This window comes from Caballeronia sp. M1242, assembly GCF_017220215.1.
Taxonomy (GTDB): Bacteria; Pseudomonadota; Gammaproteobacteria; order Burkholderiales; family Burkholderiaceae; genus Caballeronia.
On the sequence record NZ_CP071129.1, the window covers coordinates 2,110,003 to 2,129,394 of the forward strand.

Consider the following 19,392-nt stretch of genomic DNA (forward strand, 5'->3'; position numbering starts at 1 on the left):
GAAGCTGAACCGAATATCCGATCAAGAAAGGAGTACGCGATGGGAACGCGTTACGAACAGGACGTCGTGGCATGGGCGCGCGAGCAGGCAGCACTGCTGCGTGCTGGTAACTTCTCGGCCATCGACGTGGAACATATCGCAGAGGAAATCGAGGACGTGGGCAAGAGCGAGCAACGAGAACTATCGAGCCGCATGGCGGTGCTGCTGGCGCATTTGCTCAAATGGCAATATCAGCCGGGACGCCGTGGTTCGAGCTGGCAACGCACGATCAAGGAACAGCGCCGCGCCGTGGGCGTGGCCCTGCAAAAGACGCCCAGCCTGAATGCTTCATTGCGCGACCCGGATTGGCTCGTAGGTACATGGGCCGATGCCGTGTCCAAAGCGGCTGAAGAAACGGGCTTGGATGTCTTTCCGGAAGAACTTCCGTGGTCGGCTGACCAGATCCTCTCGCCCGCGTTCTACCCCGAATAAGCAAACAAAAACGGCGCGACCTCCCGATCGCGCCGTCTTCGCAAAGCCCCGATCAGAACGGCAGCTTCGCGTCCGCCTTCTCCGCCAGAATCACGCGGCGGAAGTCTTCCTGAATGCGCTTCAATGCTTCTTCGCTATCCGCTTCGAAACGCATCACGACCACGGGCGTCGTATTCGACGAACGCGCGAGACCGAAGCCATCCGGGTATTCGACGCGCAAGCCGTCGATCGTCAGCACGTCGTCCGCGCCTTCGAACTTCGCCGATTTCTGCAGACGCGAAATGAGTTCGAAGTTCTCGCCCTCTTCCAGCTTCAATTGCAGTTCCGGCGTCGACAGCGAGTTCGGCAGGTCGTTGAGCAGCTTGCTCGGATCGTCCACGCGCGACAGGATTTCGAGCATGCGCGCGCCCGTGTACAGGCCGTCGTCGAAGCCGTACCAGCGGTCCTTGAAGAACACGTGGCCGCTCATCTCGCCCGCGAGCGGCGCGCCCGTTTCACGCAGCTTCGCCTTCACGAGCGAGTGGCCCGTCTTCCACATCACCGGCTCGCCGCCCTGGTCGCGTACCCACTTCGCGAGATTGCGCGTGCACTTCACGTCATAGATGATCTGGCCGCCCTTGTTGCGCGACAGCACTTCCTGCGCGAACAGCATCAACTGACGATCGGGGTAGATCACCTGACCGTCCTTAGTCACGACGCCGAGACGGTCGCCGTCGCCATCGAATGCGAAGCCCACTTCGGCGTCCGTTTCCTTCAGCGCGCGAATCACGTCCTGCAGATTCTCGGGATGCGCCGGGTCCGGGTGATGGTTCGGGAAATTGCCGTCGATGTCCGTGAACAGTTCGACGAGTTCGCAGCCGAGCGCCTTGAAAAGACGCGGCGCGAGTCCGCCCGCGACGCCGTTGCCCGTATCGACGACGATCTTCATCGCGCGCACCGGCTTCACGTCCGACACGATGCGGTCGAGATACATCTGCGATACGTCGAACTCGGTGTAGCTGCCTTCGCCCGAGCTGAAGTCGTCATTGACGATACGCTGATACAAGCCCTGAATCTGCTCGCCATAGATGGCCGCGCCGCGCAGGACCATCTTGAAGCCGTTGTAATCGGGCGGATTGTGGCTGCCCGTCACGACGATGCACGAATCCACGCGCCGTTCGCCCGTTGACAAAGGCAGCGGCACGCTCGCCGCGAAATAGCCGACGGGCGTGGGCACCATGCCGACATCGATCACGTCGACGCCCGCTTCCCGCAGGCCGTTCGCGAGCGCGCCGACGAGTTCGGGACCGGAGAGCCGGCCATCGCGCGCGACGACGACCGAATCGCCGCCCTGCTTGCGGATCTCGCTGCCGAACGCGCGGCCGATGCTCTTCGCGACATCGCTATCGACCGTCTTGCCGACGATCCCGCGAATGTCATACGCCTTGAAAATGGACTGGGATACTTGGCTCATGAGATGGCTACCTCTTCTGTATTAATTGATGAATTCTCGGCGATGCAGCCATAAGGGCGTGCAGGTCGTGACGATATGAGCGCGCCCGACCACACCAGCATGCGCGCGAACGACTGCGAGGCATGACATGACGAATGCTGCGCATGCGTATTCGAGCATCGCGAAACAGGCAAGCCAGTTTGAAAGCTCGTGCGAAGGAAGCCTTTCCGTTCGCACTTATAATCGCTGTCTTTCAGCGCCTTCGACGTTGCGCGCCGCGGTTCAAGCCTGCGCATTCATTCTAATCCAATGCCTATACGCTCTTTCGCCTTCTGCCCGACGAATGAGGCGCGTTCGCGCGCAAACGCACAAAACTTGACCCACATTCACGGTGATACGCGTCCCCGCACGCTACTGCACAGCGAACAGGTTCCAGTAGCACGCTGCGTGCCTGAGCGCCCGGACGGACGACACGCATGAAGATGCTCATGCGCTCGGGCAATCCGGACGTCGCCCGCGCGCTCACCAACATCGTCTGGCTGGGGCTGGAACGGCTCACGCAGATTGCTGTCGCCATCGTCATTTCGGGCCTGCTCGCGCGCTATCTCGGCCCCGATGCGTTCGGCAAATGGCAATACGCGAACACGCTCTTGCTCGTCATCGCGCCGATCACATGGGTGTGCGGCGCGGAGATTCTGGTGCCGACCATCGTCGCGAAGCCGCCCGCCGAAACCGGCGCAGTGCTCGGCAGCGCGTTCGTGCTGCGCATGAGCGTGTCCGTCGTCGCGCTCTTGCTGACGTGGGCATGGATCGCGGTAGGCGGCGTGGACCCGCTCGTCGGCGCGATGCTCGCGGGGCTTGCCGTCACCATGCTGTTTCGCGAGCCGTTCATCGGCGTCATCAACGCGTGGCTGCAAAGCATGACCTACAGCAAGCCGCAATTGATCGCGAGCATGTTCACGGCCATCGCAAAGGCCGCGCTCGTGTATCTGCTCGTGCGCATGGCCGCGCGCGCGTCGAGCTTCGGCTGGCTGTGGGCGCTGGAAGCCGCGGTGATCGGCGCGGCGCTCGTCGTCTATTACATGCGACGTCATGGCGGCACGCTCGGCTGGCGCTTCGATCGCACGCTCTTTCGGCACTTCGCGAGCGCAGGCACCGTGTTTTGGCTCGGGCTCATTTGCATGTATCTGTTCCTGAAGCTCGACCGGTTGATGCTCGCGCATCGCGTGTCGTTTGCGGAGCTTGGGCTCTATTCGGCCGCGCAACAGTTGAACGAGAACTGGATCGCGCTCGCGCTGATGCTTTCGCAAACCATCGCGCCGGCGTTCGTGTATCGCGAGCAGGAAACACCGCGCCTCAAGCGCAACCTGCTGCGCCTTTTCGCCATGACCGCCGCGCTGATGATCGCGGGCGCCGCCGTTCTCGATGCGCTCGCGGGCTTCATCATCGCGCGCGTGTTCGGGCCGAACTATGCGGGCGCGGCGAGCATTTTTCGCTGGGCCGTGTGGCTCTCGGTACCTGCGGGCATCGAGGCCATCGGCAATCTCGTCGTGCTGAAGTTTCAGGCCAGATACGTGCTGTTGTCGAAGTGGCTGCTTGCGCTCGCCGTCGCATTCGCGGTGAACGCGTGGGCTATTCCCCGCTTCAACGGATACGGCGCGCTCGTCGGTCTGGCGGCGGGTTATCTCGCGGCGGCGTCGGTCAACTTCTACTACATTCGATTCCGGCTGCGCGCATGAACGCCCTATCCGATGTCGCCATCCTCATGCCCGCGTTTAACGGCCAGTCCGAAGTGGAACGCACGCTCGCGTCGTTTCGCGAGGCGTCGCCGGTGCGCGTGTTGATCGTCGATGACGGCAGCACGCCGCCGATCTCCGCGCCTGTCATCGACGGACTCGACGTGGAGATCCTGCGCATGGCGAAGAACGTCGGCATCGAGCGCGCGTTGCAAGCGGGCATCGACGCGCTCGCTGAACGCGGCATCCGCTACGCGGCGCGCATCGATGCGGGCGATCTCGCGACGCCCGGCCGCCTCGCGAAGCAACGCGCGTATCTGGAGGCGCATCCGCATGTGGCGGTGCTCGGCATGTGGACGCATGTCGTCGCGACGAACGGCGCGCCGCTTTTCGACCTTAGGCCGCCCACCGATACGGCTGCGATTCGCCGCGCCATGCTCGCGCGCTCGTGCTTCGCGCATCCGTCGCTGATGCTGCGTGTCGATGCGGTGCGCGAGGTGGGCAACTATCGCGCGGACTATCGCGCGGCCGAAGACCTCGATCTGGTGCTGCGTCTCATGACGCGCTACGACGGCGCGAATCTGCCGGAATTCGGCCTCTTTTACGAACTGAACGAAGCGGGCATCAGCGCGACCAAGCGCCGGACACAAGCGCTGTCAACGCTGCGCCTGCAATTGCGTTACTTCCGTGCGGCGAATCCGTTCGACTGGATCGGCGTCGCGAAAAGCATCGCTCACTTGCTGCTGCCCTATCGCGCGCTGCGCGGACTCAAGGCGAAGCTCTTCAAGGCATCGTCGCCGGCATGAGACCGGCGGCATCGCGCGACACAACCATAAGCACCGGATGAACAAAGCCCAGTCCAGCCTACGCATCGCCCTCGTGTGCAACACGGCGTGGGCCATTTACACGTATCGTCGCGGCGTGCTGCGCATGTTGACCGAACGCGGCGCGCAGGTGACGATCATCGCGCCGCGCGACCGCACGTTCGAGCCGCTCATCGAAATGGGCTGCCGTTGCGTCGAATTGCCGGTGGCGTCCAAGGGCACGAACCCGCGTGAAGACCTCAGGACGATGATGGCGCTGTACCGCGAATATCGCGCGACGCGCCCGCATCTCGTGTTCCATTACACGATCAAGCCGAACATCTACGGCTCGCTTGCCGCGATGTTGGCGCGCGTGCCGTCCATCGCGGTGACGACGGGTCTGGGCTACGTGTTCATTCAGAAGAGCCGCACCGCGCAGATCGCCAAGCGTCTTTATCGCTTCGCGTTCCGCTTTCCGCGCGAGGTGTGGTTCCTCAATCGCGACGATCATCAGGCTTTTGTGGATGAGAACCTGCTCGCGCATCCCGAGCGTGCGCGTCGTTTGCACGGAGAAGGCGTCGATCTGGATGACTTCTCGCTCGTGCCCTTGCCGCGCCGCGAAGACTTCGTGTTCATACTCATCGGGCGGCTGCTGTGGGATAAGGGCGTCGCCGAATACGTCGAGGCGGCGCGGCGTTTGCGCCGGCGTTATCCGCACGCGCGTTTCCAATTGCTCGGGCCCGTGGGCGTGGATAATCCCAGCGCGATCAGCCGCACGGACGTCGAGGCGTGGGAACGTGAGAATATCGTCGAGTATCTGGGCGAAGCAAACGATGTGCGCCCGCTCGTCGCGGCGGCCGATTGCGTCGTGCTGCCGTCGTATCGCGAAGGCGTGCCGCGCACGCTGATGGAAGCCTGCGCGATGGGCCGCCCAATCGTCGCCACGGACGTTCCCGGCTGCCGCGAAGTGGTCGAACACGGCGTAAACGGCCTGCTTTGCAAGGTCAAAAGCGCGGACAGCCTCGCGGAACAACTCGAACGCATGCTGACGCTGCCGATCGAAGAACGCGAGGCGATGGCCCAACGCGGCCGCGAGAAAGTCGCTCGCGAATTCGACGAGAAGAACGTCGTCGAACGATACAAGAGCACAATACACGCCATTACCGGCATTTCACTCTGATTTGCGCTTCCTGGAGAGCACATGATGAACGGCAACATGTCGCCGAACGACGCTGGACAAGGTACCAAGGGCACGATTCTCGTGACGGGCGGCGCGGGCTTCATCGGTTCGCATACGTGCGTCGAATTGCTCGACGCGGGTTACGACGTCGCGGTGATCGACAACCTCGTCAATAGCCGCGCCGAATCGCTGAACCGCGTGGAGCGCATCACGGGCAAGCGCGTCGCGTTCTATCAGGAAGACGCACGCGACGAAGCCGCGCTGAACCGCATTTTCGACGCACACGCCATCACCGGCGCGATCCATTTCGCGGCGCTGAAGGCCGTGGGCGAATCGGTCGCGAAGCCGATCGAGTATTACAGCAACAACATCGGCAGCCTGCTCGCGGTGCTCAACGTGATGCGCGAACGGAACGTCCGCAACTTCGTGTTCAGCTCATCTGCAACGGTGTACGGCGTGCCGCAAAGCGTGCCCATCGACGAGAGCTTTCCGCTTTCGGCGACGAACCCGTATGGTCAGTCGAAGCTCATCGCCGAACAGATTCTGCGCGATCTCGAAGTCTCCGATCCGTCGTGGCGCATCGCGACGCTGCGCTACTTCAACCCGGTCGGCGCACATGAAAGCGGTTTGATCGGCGAGGACCCGGCAGGCGTTCCGAACAACCTGATGCCGTATGTCGCGCAGGTCGCGGTCGGCAAGCTGGACAAGCTGCGCGTATTCGGCAGCGATTACGATACGCACGACGGCACCGGCGTGCGCGACTATATTCATGTGGTGGATCTGGCGCGCGGCCACATTGCAGCCATCGACGCACTGCGCTCGCTCGATCGCAGTTTCGTCGTCAATCTCGGCACGGGCCACGGTTATAGCGTGCTGGATGTCGTGAAGGCGTTCGAAGCAGCCTCGGGCAAGCGCGTGCCGTATGAACTCGTGCCGCGCCGCCCCGGCGATGTGGCTTCGTGCTACGCCGATCCCGCCGCGGCCGCGAAGTTGCTCGGCTGGCGCGCGGAACACGGCATCGAGCGCATGTGTGCCGATCACTGGCGCTGGCAGTCGCAGAACCCGCAAGGGTTCGCATAAAGCGGCGCCGAGCCTCGCATCGTCCATTAGCGGCGATGCGAGGCGGCTGTCATCAACTGGTCTACTTTCATGCTTAGTTTCGCGCTTGCTTTTCTGGTCTCGCTCTTCGTGACCTTGTTGATCGTGCGCTTTGCGCACTTGCAGGAAGGCGTGCTCGGCGATACCGATCTCGCCGGCGTGCAGAAGTTTCACGCGCGGCCGGTTCCGCGCATCGGCGGCGTCGGCATTCTGTGCGGACTCGCCGCCTCCGCCGTGCAATTGCGATGGAGTTATCCGCTCGTGTCGGGCGGCATCCTCGGCATCATCGCGTGCGGCTTGCCTGCGTTTCTCTCCGGGCTTCTGGAAGACTTGACCAAGCGCGTGACGCCGCTCGTGCGTCTCATCTGCACAATGGCCGCTGCCGGTCTCGCGTATGCGCTGCTCGATATCGCGGTGACGCGAATCAGCGTGCCGCCGCTCGATTTTCTGCTCTCCTACGCAATCATTTCTTGCGCGGTGACGGTGCTCGCCGTCGCGGCGCTCGCCAACGCGGTGAACATCATCGACGGCTTTAACGGCCTCGCGTCGATGGTCACGTTCATGATGTTCGCGTCGCTCGCTTACGTCGCGTTCCAGGTTCACGATCCGGTCGTGCTGTCGGGATCGCTCATCATGATGGGCGCGGTGATGGGCTTCTTCATCTGGAATTTTCCCGCCGGCCTCATCTTTCTCGGCGATGGCGGCGCGTACTTCGTCGGCTTCATGCTCGCGGAACTCGCGATCATGCTCGTCATGCGCAACCGCGATGTATCGGCATGGTATCCGGTGCTGCTCTTCATGTACCCGATCTTCGAGACGTGCTTCTCGATCTATCGCAAGAAGTTCATTCGCGGCATGTCGCCCGGCATTCCGGACGGCGTGCATCTGCATATGCTCGTCTACAAGCGGCTGATGCGCTGGGCCGTCGGCGTGCAGAACGCGCGCGAACTCACGCGGCGTAACTCGCTGACCTCACCCTATTTGTGGTTGCTATGCCTCATCGCGGTGATTCCCGCGACGCTCTTCTGGCGTCATACGGTGCATCTGTTCTGCTTCGTCGTGGTATTCGCGGCCACATACGTCTGGCTCTATGTCAGCATCGTTCGCTTCAAGGTGCCGCGCTGGATGGTGTTTCGCCGGCCGCATCCGGTGAAGAAGTAGTCCATTGCGCACGACCACAACGCCGCCTTCTTTCGGGCGGCGTTGTCGTTTTGGTGCCTTATTTCAGGTGCTTTGCGAAAAAATCGGCTGTGCGCGTGTTCGCGAGCTTCGCTGCCGCCGCATCGTAGTGCGCGCCATGATGGCGCGCGAAGGCATGGTGGCAGCCCGGATACGTGTACGCCTCGATGTTGGCGTGACCTTGCACGGCGGCCAATACGCGATTGCGCGCATCGGCATCGATGAACTCGTCCTGTTCCGCCAGATGAATGAGCAACGGCGCCGTGATCTTCGGCAACTCGCTCAAGTGCTGGTCCGTGCCGCCGCCGTAGTATGAAACGGCGGCGTCGATATCGGTGCGCGCGGCCGTCAGAAACGACAAGAGGCCGCCCAGACAGAAGCCGACCGAACCGACCTTGCCCTGCACTTGTTCCAGACCGCGTGCGAAGCCGATGGTCGCGGCGATATCCTCGACGCCCGTGTTCAGGTCGAATGCGTTGTAGTACTTCATCGCCTGCTGCCACTCGGCCTCGGTGCGATCGGTGAGATTCACATTCGGCTCGATTCGCCAGAACAGGTCAGGACATAGCGCGACATAACCTTGTCGCGCGTATTCGTCGGTGGTTTCGCGCATGTCGCCGTTGATGCCGAAGATTTCCTGCAGAACGACGATGGCAGGCGCAGGCGTTTGCGCCGGATACGCGACGTAGGCGTCGAAATCGCCATCGGGCGTCGAGATGCTGAGCATATCGGACATGTGTGTCTCCATTGAGCGGCACTACGCTATTTCATAGGCGAAAAAAGAAACGCGCGCCAGCATCGAATGGCTGGCGCGCGCTGCGCATTTCTCCGCGACGCGTAGAACTTGCCGCTTCAGGCCGGCGCAGGACGCGGCAAGCGTTGCGTCACATCTCGCGCGACGGCGAGATAACGCGCGGCCGTATCCGCAAGCGTCAGGCCGTTGAGCGGCCGGTGCGCGCGTGGCTGGCCGAGCGCGACGACGAGCGCATCCGCATAGGCTTTCGTATCGTCGGGATCGCACAGGCGCACGCTCGGAAAGTCCGCCGCGAAACTGAACGGACGAATCGTGCTCGCGACTACAGGCACGCCGGACGCGAGCGCTTCCAGAAACGCGATGCTGTGTCCTTCCGACCGAGAAGGCATGGCAAACACATTCGACGAGAACAGCAGTTCCGCCACGTCGGAACGCGGACCTTGCAGACTCACGTTCTTCGAAAGCCCGAGCTTCTCGATCAGATCGCCCACGGCCGCGTGATACGCCGGATCTTCGATCACGCCGCACAACAGCAGCCGCGCATCCGGCACGCGCTGAACGACTTGCTCGAACGCGTGCACGGTCGAAAGCTGATTCTTCACCGACGTATAGCGCCCGATCTGCAAGATCTGCTGCGATGCGTGACCCGTCGTGCTCGCCGAACGCATCGAGAAGCGGGACATGTCGACGCCGTTCGGAATGAGCGTCATTGAAGGATGACGCCCGACCGCGCCGACGTAATCGTCGATATTCGCAGGCGACACCGCGATGACCGCGCGCGCCCGCCGCGAGAGCATGCGCTCGACGCGCCGGAACATGCGGCTCTCGAAGTCGTTGGTCGCCGAGTGCATCACATAGACGACCGGCACCGCGAGCGGCAACATGCGCGCATAGAACGCGGGAATGGTCGCGTGCGCGAAGAGCACGTCCGCCTGATACGCGCGGATCGTTCGATGCAGTTCCAACAGCTTGCCGAAGCGTCCGTGCATGCGGTCCGGAAAGAGACACTGCACGCCGTTCGCGACGAGTTCCGCCTGCAGCGCGGTGAAGTCGTCATGCGGCGGCATGAGCGACGCAATGGCCACCGTCTCGCCGCTTCTTTGCTGATGAATCGCCAGGTCTTTCGCCAATACCTCGGCGCCGGAAAGTCGCGGCGCCAGGACGAGATGTACGATGCGCATTTCAAGCCTCTCTGACGATGCGATAAAGCATCCACGCCGTTGCCGATGCAAGCCCCGCGGTCATGGACCACGCGATGCCCGTCACGCCCCACAGATGCGTGGCGATGGGCACCGTCACGCACAGCACGACTGCCTGCACGATGGACGCATGCGTCGCCACCTTCGGCATGCCGCTCGCGCGCAGCCACGACACGAGCACCGCGATCACCGCACCGATCGCCATGTTGATGACGAAGATACGGAAGAGCGGCACCGCCGACAGCCACGCCGGCCCGAGCACGAGATTGAAGAGCGGCTCGGCCGCGACGCGCAATGCAACGACGAGCACGGTGAGCCCCACCGCCGCGAGCAACAGATAGCGGCGAAAGAGCTTGCGCGCCCCCGCGACATCGCGCCGATGATGCTCCGAGAAAGTCGGAAACAGATACTGCGACATCGCGATGGCGGCATCGGCAAGCAACATTTGCGCGAGCTTCGACGACATCTGATAGGCGCCCAATTGCAGCGGCCCGAGCAGCTTCGCGACGACGACCTTGTCGAACTGGTTCAGCAGAAGATTGACGACGCTGCCCGCCCAGATCCAGCGGCTGAAGTTCACGTAATGCGAGATTCCCGCGAACGAGAAGCGAATAGGCGGACGCGGCGACATGGCGGTCCATGTCAGCGTCGTCTTCAATAGCTCGCCCGCGACGAGGCCGATCAGCACCGAGTACGCGCCCGCGCCCGACAACGCGCATGCGAGGCCGACAGCGCAGTCGGTGAACGCGGCCGACGTCTCCACGCCCGCGAGCTTCTGAAAGCCGCGTTGCCGTGTCACCGTGAAGTACGCAGGCGATGCGACGCCCCGCACCATCGGCAATACGGCGGCAAGCAGAATCAGCCCGATGGAGCCGCCCAAGTGGAACTGGCTCGTCATGAACGGCGCAAGCGCGGCGATCAAGAGACCGATCACTATGCCGCGCATCGCGAGCGTGGCCCATACCGCGCCGAGCTCGCTTTGCGAGGGCGCATCGCGTCCCTGCACGACGGCCTGTGCAAGCCCGGTATCGGACAACGCTTCCGCGATCGCGACCGCGAGCAGCGCGATGCTGACCGCGCCGATCGCTTCAGGCCCGAGAATGCGGCCGATGGCGAGAAACTTGAGCGCGACGAAGCCGCGCACGACCACTTGTTGAAGGAGCACCCAGAAGGCCGCATCGTGCTCGAACCGCGCGCGTGCTGGCAAGAAGGATAGCCGGACAGATCTCACTCACATTCCCCGTACTGCTGTATTTCGATTCGTGGCGCCGCGATATGTCGGTATCGCGTGCGATCCACCTTGCGCGTCGCGCGCGCGTCCTGTCCGAATGACAGGTACGCGCGAGGCCCGCGCTTCTTTTCAGGCGACTGTGGGAAAAATAGCGTGGCCGTCGGGGTTGCGGACGCCAACGCGTAGCACTATTCGGCAAGGGTGCGCGTTATCGCGGGTTGACGGTTGGCGTTTGGTGTTCTTCACCACATCGCGCGACGCGGATAAGCGCTGAAATATGGCCATTCAATGCGCGGGCGCGGTGTTACGTTCGATCTCCGACGACACACCATGTCTGATTAGAAAACACCATGACGGATGCCACTTCACGATGAACGATACCGTTCTCATCATCGAGCCTGATTTCAGCGGTCACCGCTGGCGTTACGCGCAATGGGCCGCGAATGCTTATATGGAAGCGGGCTTGCGCTGCCTGATCGTCACCGAGCCGCGCAATGCCGGGCATGCGCTCGTGAAGCAGATCCAGGAGCAAGGCAACGACGCGCTTAACATCACGTTCGTTGCGCCGCCGGAGCACGGCACGCGCAAGGGGCTCGGGTCCATCAGCTATATGCGCGCGCATGCGAACTTCAAACACGCCTATGCGGTAGCGAGCCGCGAACGCAAGGTGGCGCTCGTCGTCGTGCCGTATGTCGACTACTTTCTGCTCGCGTTGCCGTTTCTGCGCTCGCCGTTCGGCAATACGCCGTGGGTCGGCGTCACCATGCGCTCGAACTTCCATCATCATCTCGTCGGCGTGCGCGCGCCGCGCCGGCCTCTTATCAATGCGGTGAAGTCGCGGCTATTTGCGCGTGCCATTCGCGTGGGCGGCATGAAGACGCTCTTGACTATCGACCCGACGCTGCCCGACTGGTGGAAGCGCAACGGCGGCCATGCGCACGGAACGAGCATCGACTATCTCGCCGATCCGTTTCCTGACGCGCATGCTGCGGAGCCATCGGCGGCGAGGCGCAGGCTCGGCCTGTCGAAAGGCATGCACGTGCTCGTCTATGGCGCGATCAACGACCGCAAGGGCATCTTCGAGTTGATCGAAGCATTGGCGCAGCGTAAGGACGGCGTGCACACGCCGAAGCTGGTGATCGCGGGTGCTCAGGACAAGGACGTACGCGCGCTGTTGAGCGAAGCCGCAGGCAAGCTCTTGCCCGCGCCGATGGTGCTGGACCGCTTCATTTCGAGCGAGACGGAGCTCGACCTCTTCTCCGCCTGCGATGTCGTCTGGCTCGGTTATAAAGGCCACTACGGCATGAGCGGCGTGCTCGTGCAGGCATTCCGCTTCGGCAAGCCGGTCATTGCAACGGCCGATGGTCTGATCGGTTGGTTCTGTCGCACGGGCGAGCTAGGACCGGTGATCGACGATCTCACGCCGGGCTCGATCAATCGCGCGCTCGACGATGTTCTCGCGCGCCGCAAGCGGCCCGTCGTCGCCGGACATCTGCTGGAGCGCAATACGCTCGGACAATTCAAAGAAACACTGCGCCAGGCGATCGCCTGACGCAGTCAGCATGACGCCGGTTCTTGCGATCATCGCAGGAACCGGCTGATTCGCATCAAGCCTGCTTTCCGACCACTTCCACCGCGTCCACCACCTTCTGCGTTTGCGCTTTCCGCTTCGCGGGGAAGAGCGCATCGCGCATGCGCAGGAACGGGAACTCCACCGCACGCGTCGTCACGTACCCGACCACGATCGCAATGGCGAACTGAGCCGCCATGATGACGCCCCACGCGGGTATCGCCGGAAGATGCAGCGCGGCCGCCTTGCGGATGAGGATATCGCCCGGTGCGAGCGCCAGCGAATGCCACAGGTAGATGCCATAGGAATACACGCCGATCCACCCGATCAGCCGATAAAGCCGCGACTCGCGAATGCGCCCCGAGTACTCGACCGTCAGCACGATGAGCGCGCAGAACCCGATGGCCTGCACGGTATAACCAATGCTTTGGTCCAGCTCCACGTTGCGCGTGCCGAACACGAGCCACAGCACGAGCCCCGCGACGGCGGCCAACAACAGGCCCTTTCTCTCTGCGATACCGCGATACACCGCAGGCTTCAGCCAATAGAGCGCGGCGAGCATGACCCCGAACAACAGGCTGTCGATGCGGTATTGCGTATAGAAGAACGTGCCTTCCAGATCGCCGTGATAGACCGCGATGGTCCGCGCAATCAGCACCGCGACGCAGATCGACGCAAGCACGCTGAGAATCGTGTTGATGCGCGTCTGCCACCGCGCGAACACGATGAGCAGCAGCGGCAGGAACAGATAGAAGTGCTCTTCGACCGCGAGGCTCCACGTCTGCGCAATCGACGAACCAAAATAGTTCTGCATGTGCGTGAGGTTCTGCACGAGGAACGTATTCGTCGGATGCCGTCCCACCAGCACATGAAAAAGAATCAGCGCGTAGTACGCGGGCCAGATCTTGAAGAGGCGTCGCACGATGAAGCGCGCGGCGTCGATGCGTCCTTCCTGCGCATACTGCTTGAGCAGCAGGCCGCCGACAAGAAAGCCGCTCAACGTGAAAAACAGATTCACGCCTTCGTGCCCGAAGCTCTTGAGCGGATACTCGATCGCGGCAATGAACGCGCTGCCGGTCGGGTATGAGTGAAAGTGATACCCCATGACTGCGATGATGGCGAGTCCCCGGATGAAATCGAGCTCGATCGATCGATTGGGTCCTGGCATGCGTGTGGCGCCGAAAAGGCTCATGGCCTTCCCCCCTGTCTGCGAAGGTCTTATGTTGCTTATGTTGTATTGGATGCCTCGCCGCCGGGAGTCCTCATATCGGCGCACGCACGCGCATCGCGGATGTCATTTGGTCAATGCCGCCACTGACCCGCGAGGGCCAATTGGCGGCATGACCATAATCGTTCCGGAATAGCGGCGTGATCCGCCAGAATCGCATCGTTGCCGGACAGCGCCGCGCGCGCTATGCGGCATCGACAACATAGCCGTTGGTGCTCTACAAAGGGCGCTTGAGCGAGCGTGGCGCGGCGCACATGGGCGACCGTCGTTTCTCGCCGAACGCTAGTCGCAAAACGCCGCCGCGACGGCGTGCGCTTTTGGCCGCTGATATATTCGACCCACAAATACGGGGTACCCGGGGACCGTCGCTCAAGCTGATTCAAACACACAACACGCGACACCAGGCTTCCAGGGCACGAAGCGGATCCAACCGCGAGAAGTAAAGCTCGACGAGCTTTGCCATCTAAAGAGAACGCCATGCGCAACAAGTTCGCCGTCGTCTGGATCTGGCTATTTCTGCTTCCGCTCGCATTCGACTTCAAGGGCGCGGAAACGGCCAGCAAAGCCATCCAGATTCTTCTCACCGTTCCCGCGATATTCGCAGGCGGCGCGCTTCTGCTGATCGCGCCACGCTTTGCGCAACGCTCGCGGCTGCGCACATGGGTCACGTCGCTCTTCATGCTGACCATCGTCGGCAGTATCGCGACGCAATTGATCCAGGGCAATGATTCGGGCAACTACATGCGCGTGATCCTGCCCTTCGCGCTCATGCTGCTCGGCTATCTCGTCGCGTGCCGTCCGTGGGACTCGCAACGCCTCGAGCAGTTCGAACGCGCGATGTACTGGTCGATGATCGCCTCGCTGATCTTCAGCTTCGTCTATGGCATGGCCACGGGCGGCGGGCTGGAGAACGTGCGTTTTCGCATCGTGTCGGTCACGTTCCTTTGTTTGCAGGGGCTTCTGCTGCATGAGTTCGTCATCGCCAAGCGCATGACCAAGTTCACGGTGCTGCTCTTTCTTGCGACCGTCGTAATCGAGCTGTTGAGCGTGACGCGCAGTCTGCTCGTCGGCACCGTGCTCCTCTTCGCTTATGCGACGTGGCTTGCCGCGCCGTCCGTCAAACATCTCTTCACGGCGGCGCTGCGCGCGATCATGATCGCCTCGCTGCTCGGCGCAATGGTCGCCGCGTCCGCCGCGTTCTTCCCCGGCGTGGCCGAGCACTGGTCGCAGCGCCTGAACTTCGCGAAGGCCACCGAATCGGGCCGCGATCCGACGACCATCACGCGTCTCGCCGAAATGAAGGACCAGTACGATCAGACCACGTCCGACACGCTCGCGGTTCTCGTCGGCAAGGGCTACGGTCACGATTATCGCTATTCGCCGACCTACTTGCCGGACCTCGCGGGCCAGTTCACGAAGAAGGACTTTTACGCGATCAAGGAATGGGCGGCGGGCCATAACTTCTGGGTCTATCAGTTGTTCGCCGGCGGCATTCTCTTCGGCATCGCATTGCCTGCCGCCGTGCTGTGGGCGCTCTACCGCGGGTCGATGGCGTACCGCTCGTGGCGCAATCGCGCGCCCGATGCGATGTATCTGCCGGTGCTCGGCCGCGCGTTGCTGGTCGTGGCCGCGCTGCCCGCCACCTCCGTCGGCGGCAATCCGCTCGGCAATCGCTTCTCGGGCATCGTATTCGGCGTGGCGCTCGGGCTGCTCGTTGCGGCATTCGCGCGCATCGCTCATGCCATGCGCACGCAGTCGGTGAATCGACGTTCGTTCAGGACGCCTTACGGACGCGCGAACGACGATGTTCACGCCGACTGGCGCCCCGAATGGCGTCCGTACGGCCCGCAGCCGGAACTGAAACCCGCGCAAGCACCGGGACTCGCACACGAGCATCACGGCGAAAGCCGGCACGACGCGCCGCCGGGAGCGAGCAGCTTCGCACCGTCCGCATAAAAGGCTTCGAAAAGCCAGCGGGCCTAATACGCTAACGAATCGGGGATCGTTTCGCCATGAAGATTTTGCACCTGCTTTCCACTGTCGATCCGCGTGCGGGCGGCCCAACCGAAGGCGTGCTGCAAAGCGGCCTCAGCATGCGGTCGATGGGGCATGAAATCGAAGTTGTCTCGCTTGATGCACCCGATGCGCCGTATCTCGGCGCCTTTCCGCTGCGTCTGCATGCGCTCGGCCCGTCGCGCGGCTTCTATGGCCTCTGCCCGCGGCTCGTACCTTGGCTGAAGGAGCATGCCGCGCGCTTCGATGCGGTGATCGTCAACGGTCTCTGGCAGTACCACAGCTTCGGCGCATGGAAAGCATTGCGCGACAGCGACGTGCCCTACTACGTGTTCCCGCACGGCATGCTCGATCCGTGGTTCAAGCGCACGTATCCGCTCAAGCATCTGAAGAAGTGCCTGTATTGGCCGTGGGCCGAATATCGGGTACTGCGCGATGCGCGGCGCGTGCTCTTCACGACGCAGGAAGAACGCTTGCTCGCGCGCCAATCGTTCAGGATGTATCGCGCGAAGGAAGAAGTGGTGGCGTTCGGCACGCGTCAACCGCCTGCGGATTCGACCGCATTGCGTCAGGCGTTTTTGTCGAAGTTCCCGCAGCTCGCCGGCAAGCGTTCGATTCTGTTTCTCGGCCGTATCCATGAAAAGAAGGGTTGCGATCTGCTGCTCAAGGCTTTCGCAGCCGTACGCGATATCGACGCTCGCGCGCATCTCGTGATGGCCGGCCCCGACGACAGCGAATGGGCCGCGCAACTGCGCACCCTATCGAAGGAACTGGGCATCGATGACCGCGTGACGTGGACGGGCATGCTGAGCGGCGATCTCAAGTGGGGCGCGTTCCGCACGAGCGATGCCTTCTCGCTGCCTTCGCATCAGGAGAACTTCGGCATCGCGGTGGCCGAGGCGCTGGGCTCGAAGCTGCCGGTGCTGATCTCGGACAAGGTCAACATCTGGCGCGAAGTGCAAGAGGATGGCGCGGGCATCGTCGCAAGCGATACGGTCGAGGGCACCATCGACGCCCTGTCGACATGGTTGCGCATGGACCCGCAGGCCGCGGCCGCGATGCGCGAACAGGCGCTCGCCACCTTCATGCAACGCTTTCACGTGGAAGCCATGTCGAAGGACCTCGCGCGCGTGCTGCGGGAAACGGCCAACAAGCGCGACGGCGGCCTCACGCGAGGCATGCTGTCCGCGTCCTTCGAACGTTATTGAGCCGAGCGTAGATAAGTGGCGAAGCGGTTTTGCGCCGCGATGATCTTGCTCGCGCAGTCGTCGTAATCCGAACCCCGCGCCCGTTCCGGGCCATACATGCCGCGACATTGCGCATAGAGCGCAATCGTCGCGCCATTGCCTTTTGCCACGCGCGTCGCCGAATAAACGGGCTTGCCTGAACGCGAAGGCACATCCGTCTCGATGGCCACCGCATCCGCGCGAATCACCGGCTGATTCGAATTCTCTTCGATATAACGCTTCGTGAGCGCCCACATCGCATCGCATTGCGCGGCGTCGCGGCACGCGACAGTCGCATTGCGCTGCGCCACATCGAGCGAGCGCTCGGAGTACGAGAACCCTTGCGCACGCTGGGCCTCCTTTTCGGCGGACGAGCATGCAGCGAGCAACAACGAAGCAAGCGCGAGAACGGTGAGCTTTTTCACGGCGAATGAGCGATGAGCGAAGACGGAATGCGATTATAGCGACGACCGTTTCGCCAAAAGAAAACGCCGCCGGTCGGTCGACCGGCGGCGTCCCCTTTCCCCAAACGCCGGCTTTTAAGCCAGGTCTCCCCGCATATGCATTGCCGAAGCCGCCATCGGAAGGTCGGCTGGTGTCTCGTTACGAAGCGGCGTGCCCGACGACGTGACGAGCGTGCCGATCGTGTCGTCGCCCTTGATGACGCGCCCCAGATGCGCCGCAAGCCTCAACGTCAACGCGGCGATCGTGATGGTCGGGAAGTTCGCGCCGACCGTCGGGAACACGGAGCTGCCCGCCACATACAGATTGCTCATGCCGTGGATCTTGAGGTTGCGATCCACGACGCCCTGCTTCGGCGAATCGTGCATGCGCGTCGTGCCCATGTGATGCCACGTGCCTTCGAGTTGCGCGGGCCACGGCTTGCCTTCGAGCGGCTCGTCGAGCGTCACGTCGGCCACGCCGCCGCGTTGCAGTTCCGCCGCGATATGCGCGACGGTACGGTCGAACGTGCGCTTCACCAGTTCCGTGACCTGCCAGTTCACCTTCACGCGATTCATGCCGAGCGAGTCTTTCTGCGCGGACAGCGTCACGCGGCTGTCGCGGTTCGGCTCCGCCTCGACGATCGTCTGAATCTTCACTTCGGTGATGAGCGGACGTGGCTGCAACAAGCGCGCGAGGCCGAAGCACGCGGTATCGACCGGATGCGCGAACATGGTCATGACATCGCCGGTCATGCTGTAGCCGGGCTGGTCTTTCTTCAGGAGCGCCTGCTTCGCGCGAATCAGGGCTTCGGAGCCCTTCGTGTTCTCGCCACGGAACACCGAATAGAACCATGCGCGTGCGTTGAGCAGCTTCTCGCGTTCGAGCACTTGCTGCGTGAGCGCGAACTGAGACGAGATGAACGTGCCGTGCGCGGACACCGCCTTGTTCTGATAGTGATACTTGATGTCGTAGAGCTTGTTGCGCGCCCATTCCTTCTTGAAGCGCACGTTCGCCGACATGATCCGCGGATGGTCCATGAAATAGCGGCCGACGAGATCATTGCCATTGCCGACGCCCGCTGCCTGCACCTTGTTCGACGACAGCAGAAGGCGCGCATTCTCGATGCCGCCCGTCGCGAGCACGAACACCTTGGCGCGGATCCCGAAGCGGCGACCAGACAGCGTGCCGACATCGATCTTCGTGACCGAACGCGCATCGCCATCGGTATCGATGTTCAACGCGTTCGCGAAGAGGAACACGCGCACGTTCTTCGCGGCCAGCAGATGCTTGCGATACACCTTGCCGAAGCGCACGGGCGGGCTGAACTGCGAGATCGTGTCGCGCACGTTGCCGCTCGGGAACGGATGGCGCCGCACGTCCGGGCGATGGATCGCCGCTTCCCAGTACGCAGGGTCGAAGTTGTTCTCGCCGAGCTGCAACAACGCATGCGTGCGCGCGTAGTAAGGACGCAGCTCGTCGAGCCCGAACGGCCAGCCGCTGTCGGCCACCCAGTCGCGCTTTTCGAAGTCCCACGGGTCGAGCGGCCGGCACCATCCGCCCCAGCAATTGCTGCTGCCGCCGAGAAAACGGCTGCGGCAGCCATCGGCGAATTCGTAAGGAACCCCAACGTTTTCGCCGCGATACAGGTCGCGCGTTTCGTCGTCGGCGCGGTATCCGCCGCTTTCGAGCAGAACCGCGTCGATGCCTTGCTTTTCCAGTTCCAGTGCAAGCGTGATCCCCGCCACGCCCGCGCCGACGATGCAAACCGTGGTCTCTATGACTGCGCCCTGGTCAAGGCTGCGGCTGTCAATGAACATTCCCCGTGCTC

At 62.7% G+C, this 19,392-nt stretch carries 16 protein-coding genes; 9 read left to right on the plus strand and 7 right to left on the minus strand.

Going from position 1 to position 19,392, the window contains the following annotated elements; genetic code table 11:
- The first annotated feature begins 39 nt into the window (after positions 1 to 39).
- The gene (locus tag JYK05_RS09845) at positions 40 to 471 is read left to right on the plus strand and encodes a DUF29 domain-containing protein (protein WP_175945273.1); all 432 of its coding nucleotides are present in this window, start codon (positions 40 to 42) and stop codon (positions 469 to 471) included.
- Positions 472 to 523: 52 nt separating this feature from the next.
- Here JYK05_RS09845 and JYK05_RS09850 read toward each other — a convergent pair whose 3' ends face one another.
- Entirely contained in the window at positions 524 to 1,924 is a 1,401-nt protein-coding gene (locus JYK05_RS09850; RefSeq protein WP_206466789.1) for a phosphomannomutase/phosphoglucomutase, read from the minus strand.
- A gap of 455 nt (positions 1,925 to 2,379) precedes the next feature.
- Between JYK05_RS09850 and JYK05_RS09855 the strand changes: the two genes are divergently transcribed.
- The 5 genes from JYK05_RS09855 (at position 2,380) to JYK05_RS09875 (ending at position 7,881) form a co-directional block, all read left to right on the plus strand.
- Positions 2,380 to 3,642: an oligosaccharide flippase family protein gene (locus JYK05_RS09855; protein WP_206466790.1), complete on the plus strand. Its 1,263-nt coding sequence runs from the start codon at positions 2,380 to 2,382 to the stop codon at positions 3,640 to 3,642.
- Positions 3,639 to 4,445, plus strand: coding sequence for a glycosyltransferase (locus JYK05_RS09860; RefSeq protein ID WP_206466791.1), 807 nt, complete (start codon positions 3,639 to 3,641; stop codon positions 4,443 to 4,445). Before JYK05_RS09855 ends, JYK05_RS09860 begins: the two co-directional genes overlap by 4 nt.
- A gap of 37 nt (positions 4,446 to 4,482) precedes the next feature.
- A complete protein-coding gene (locus tag JYK05_RS09865; RefSeq protein WP_206466792.1) occupies positions 4,483 to 5,622 on the plus strand; it encodes a glycosyltransferase family 4 protein in 1,140 nt (379 codons plus the stop codon).
- Positions 5,623 to 5,643: 21 nt separating this feature from the next.
- Positions 5,644 to 6,702: a UDP-glucose 4-epimerase GalE gene (gene galE, locus JYK05_RS09870; protein ID WP_241269795.1), complete on the plus strand. Its 1,059-nt coding sequence runs from the start codon at positions 5,644 to 5,646 to the stop codon at positions 6,700 to 6,702.
- A 69-nt stretch (positions 6,703 to 6,771) separates the two neighbouring features.
- On the plus strand, positions 6,772 to 7,881 hold the full coding sequence (locus JYK05_RS09875; protein ID WP_206466793.1) for a glycosyltransferase: 1,110 nt from the start codon (positions 6,772 to 6,774) through the stop codon (positions 7,879 to 7,881).
- A 58-nt stretch (positions 7,882 to 7,939) separates the two neighbouring features.
- Here JYK05_RS09875 and JYK05_RS09880 read toward each other — a convergent pair whose 3' ends face one another.
- The 3 genes from JYK05_RS09880 to JYK05_RS09890 all read right to left on the minus strand — a co-directional run bounded on the left by JYK05_RS09880 (position 7,940) and on the right by JYK05_RS09890 (position 11,083).
- The gene (locus JYK05_RS09880) at positions 7,940 to 8,635 is read right to left on the minus strand and encodes a dienelactone hydrolase family protein (RefSeq protein WP_206466794.1); all 696 of its coding nucleotides are present in this window, start codon (positions 8,633 to 8,635) and stop codon (positions 7,940 to 7,942) included.
- A 116-nt stretch (positions 8,636 to 8,751) separates the two neighbouring features.
- Positions 8,752 to 9,834: a glycosyltransferase gene (locus tag JYK05_RS09885; protein ID WP_206466795.1), complete on the minus strand. Its 1,083-nt coding sequence runs from the start codon at positions 9,832 to 9,834 to the stop codon at positions 8,752 to 8,754.
- A 1-nt stretch (position 9,835) separates the two neighbouring features.
- Entirely contained in the window at positions 9,836 to 11,083 is a 1,248-nt protein-coding gene (locus JYK05_RS09890) for an oligosaccharide flippase family protein (RefSeq protein WP_175944720.1), read from the minus strand.
- Between the two features lie 370 nt (positions 11,084 to 11,453).
- Between JYK05_RS09890 and JYK05_RS09895 the strand changes: the two genes are divergently transcribed.
- Positions 11,454 to 12,635 carry a glycosyltransferase gene (locus JYK05_RS09895; protein ID WP_206466796.1) on the plus strand — a complete coding sequence of 394 codons (1,182 nt, stop codon included), beginning with the start codon at positions 11,454 to 11,456 and terminating at the stop codon, positions 12,633 to 12,635.
- 55 nt (positions 12,636 to 12,690) lie between these two features.
- On the opposite strand, the gene JYK05_RS09900 is transcribed toward JYK05_RS09895, so the two are convergent.
- Entirely contained in the window at positions 12,691 to 13,845 is a 1,155-nt protein-coding gene (locus JYK05_RS09900; RefSeq protein WP_206466797.1) for an acyltransferase, read from the minus strand.
- 513 nt (positions 13,846 to 14,358) lie between these two features.
- Between JYK05_RS09900 and JYK05_RS09905 the strand changes: the two genes are divergently transcribed.
- Positions 14,359 to 15,837 carry a hypothetical protein gene (locus JYK05_RS09905; protein ID WP_206466798.1) on the plus strand — a complete coding sequence of 493 codons (1,479 nt, stop codon included), beginning with the start codon at positions 14,359 to 14,361 and terminating at the stop codon, positions 15,835 to 15,837.
- Between the two features lie 56 nt (positions 15,838 to 15,893).
- Positions 15,894 to 17,102 (plus strand): glycosyltransferase, encoded by a 1,209-nt coding sequence (locus JYK05_RS09910; protein ID WP_206466799.1) that lies wholly within the window; start codon positions 15,894 to 15,896, stop codon positions 17,100 to 17,102.
- Here the strand turns inward: JYK05_RS09910 and JYK05_RS09915 are convergent.
- Both JYK05_RS09915 and JYK05_RS09920 read right to left on the minus strand, forming a co-directional pair.
- On the minus strand, positions 17,096 to 17,545 hold the full coding sequence (locus JYK05_RS09915) for a hypothetical protein (protein ID WP_206466800.1): 450 nt from the start codon (positions 17,543 to 17,545) through the stop codon (positions 17,096 to 17,098). The genes JYK05_RS09910 and JYK05_RS09915 overlap by 7 nt on opposite strands.
- A gap of 114 nt (positions 17,546 to 17,659) precedes the next feature.
- Positions 17,660 to 19,381 carry an FAD-dependent oxidoreductase gene (locus JYK05_RS09920; protein ID WP_206466801.1) on the minus strand — a complete coding sequence of 574 codons (1,722 nt, stop codon included), beginning with the start codon at positions 19,379 to 19,381 and terminating at the stop codon, positions 17,660 to 17,662.
- Between the last annotated feature and the right edge of the window lie 11 nt (positions 19,382 to 19,392).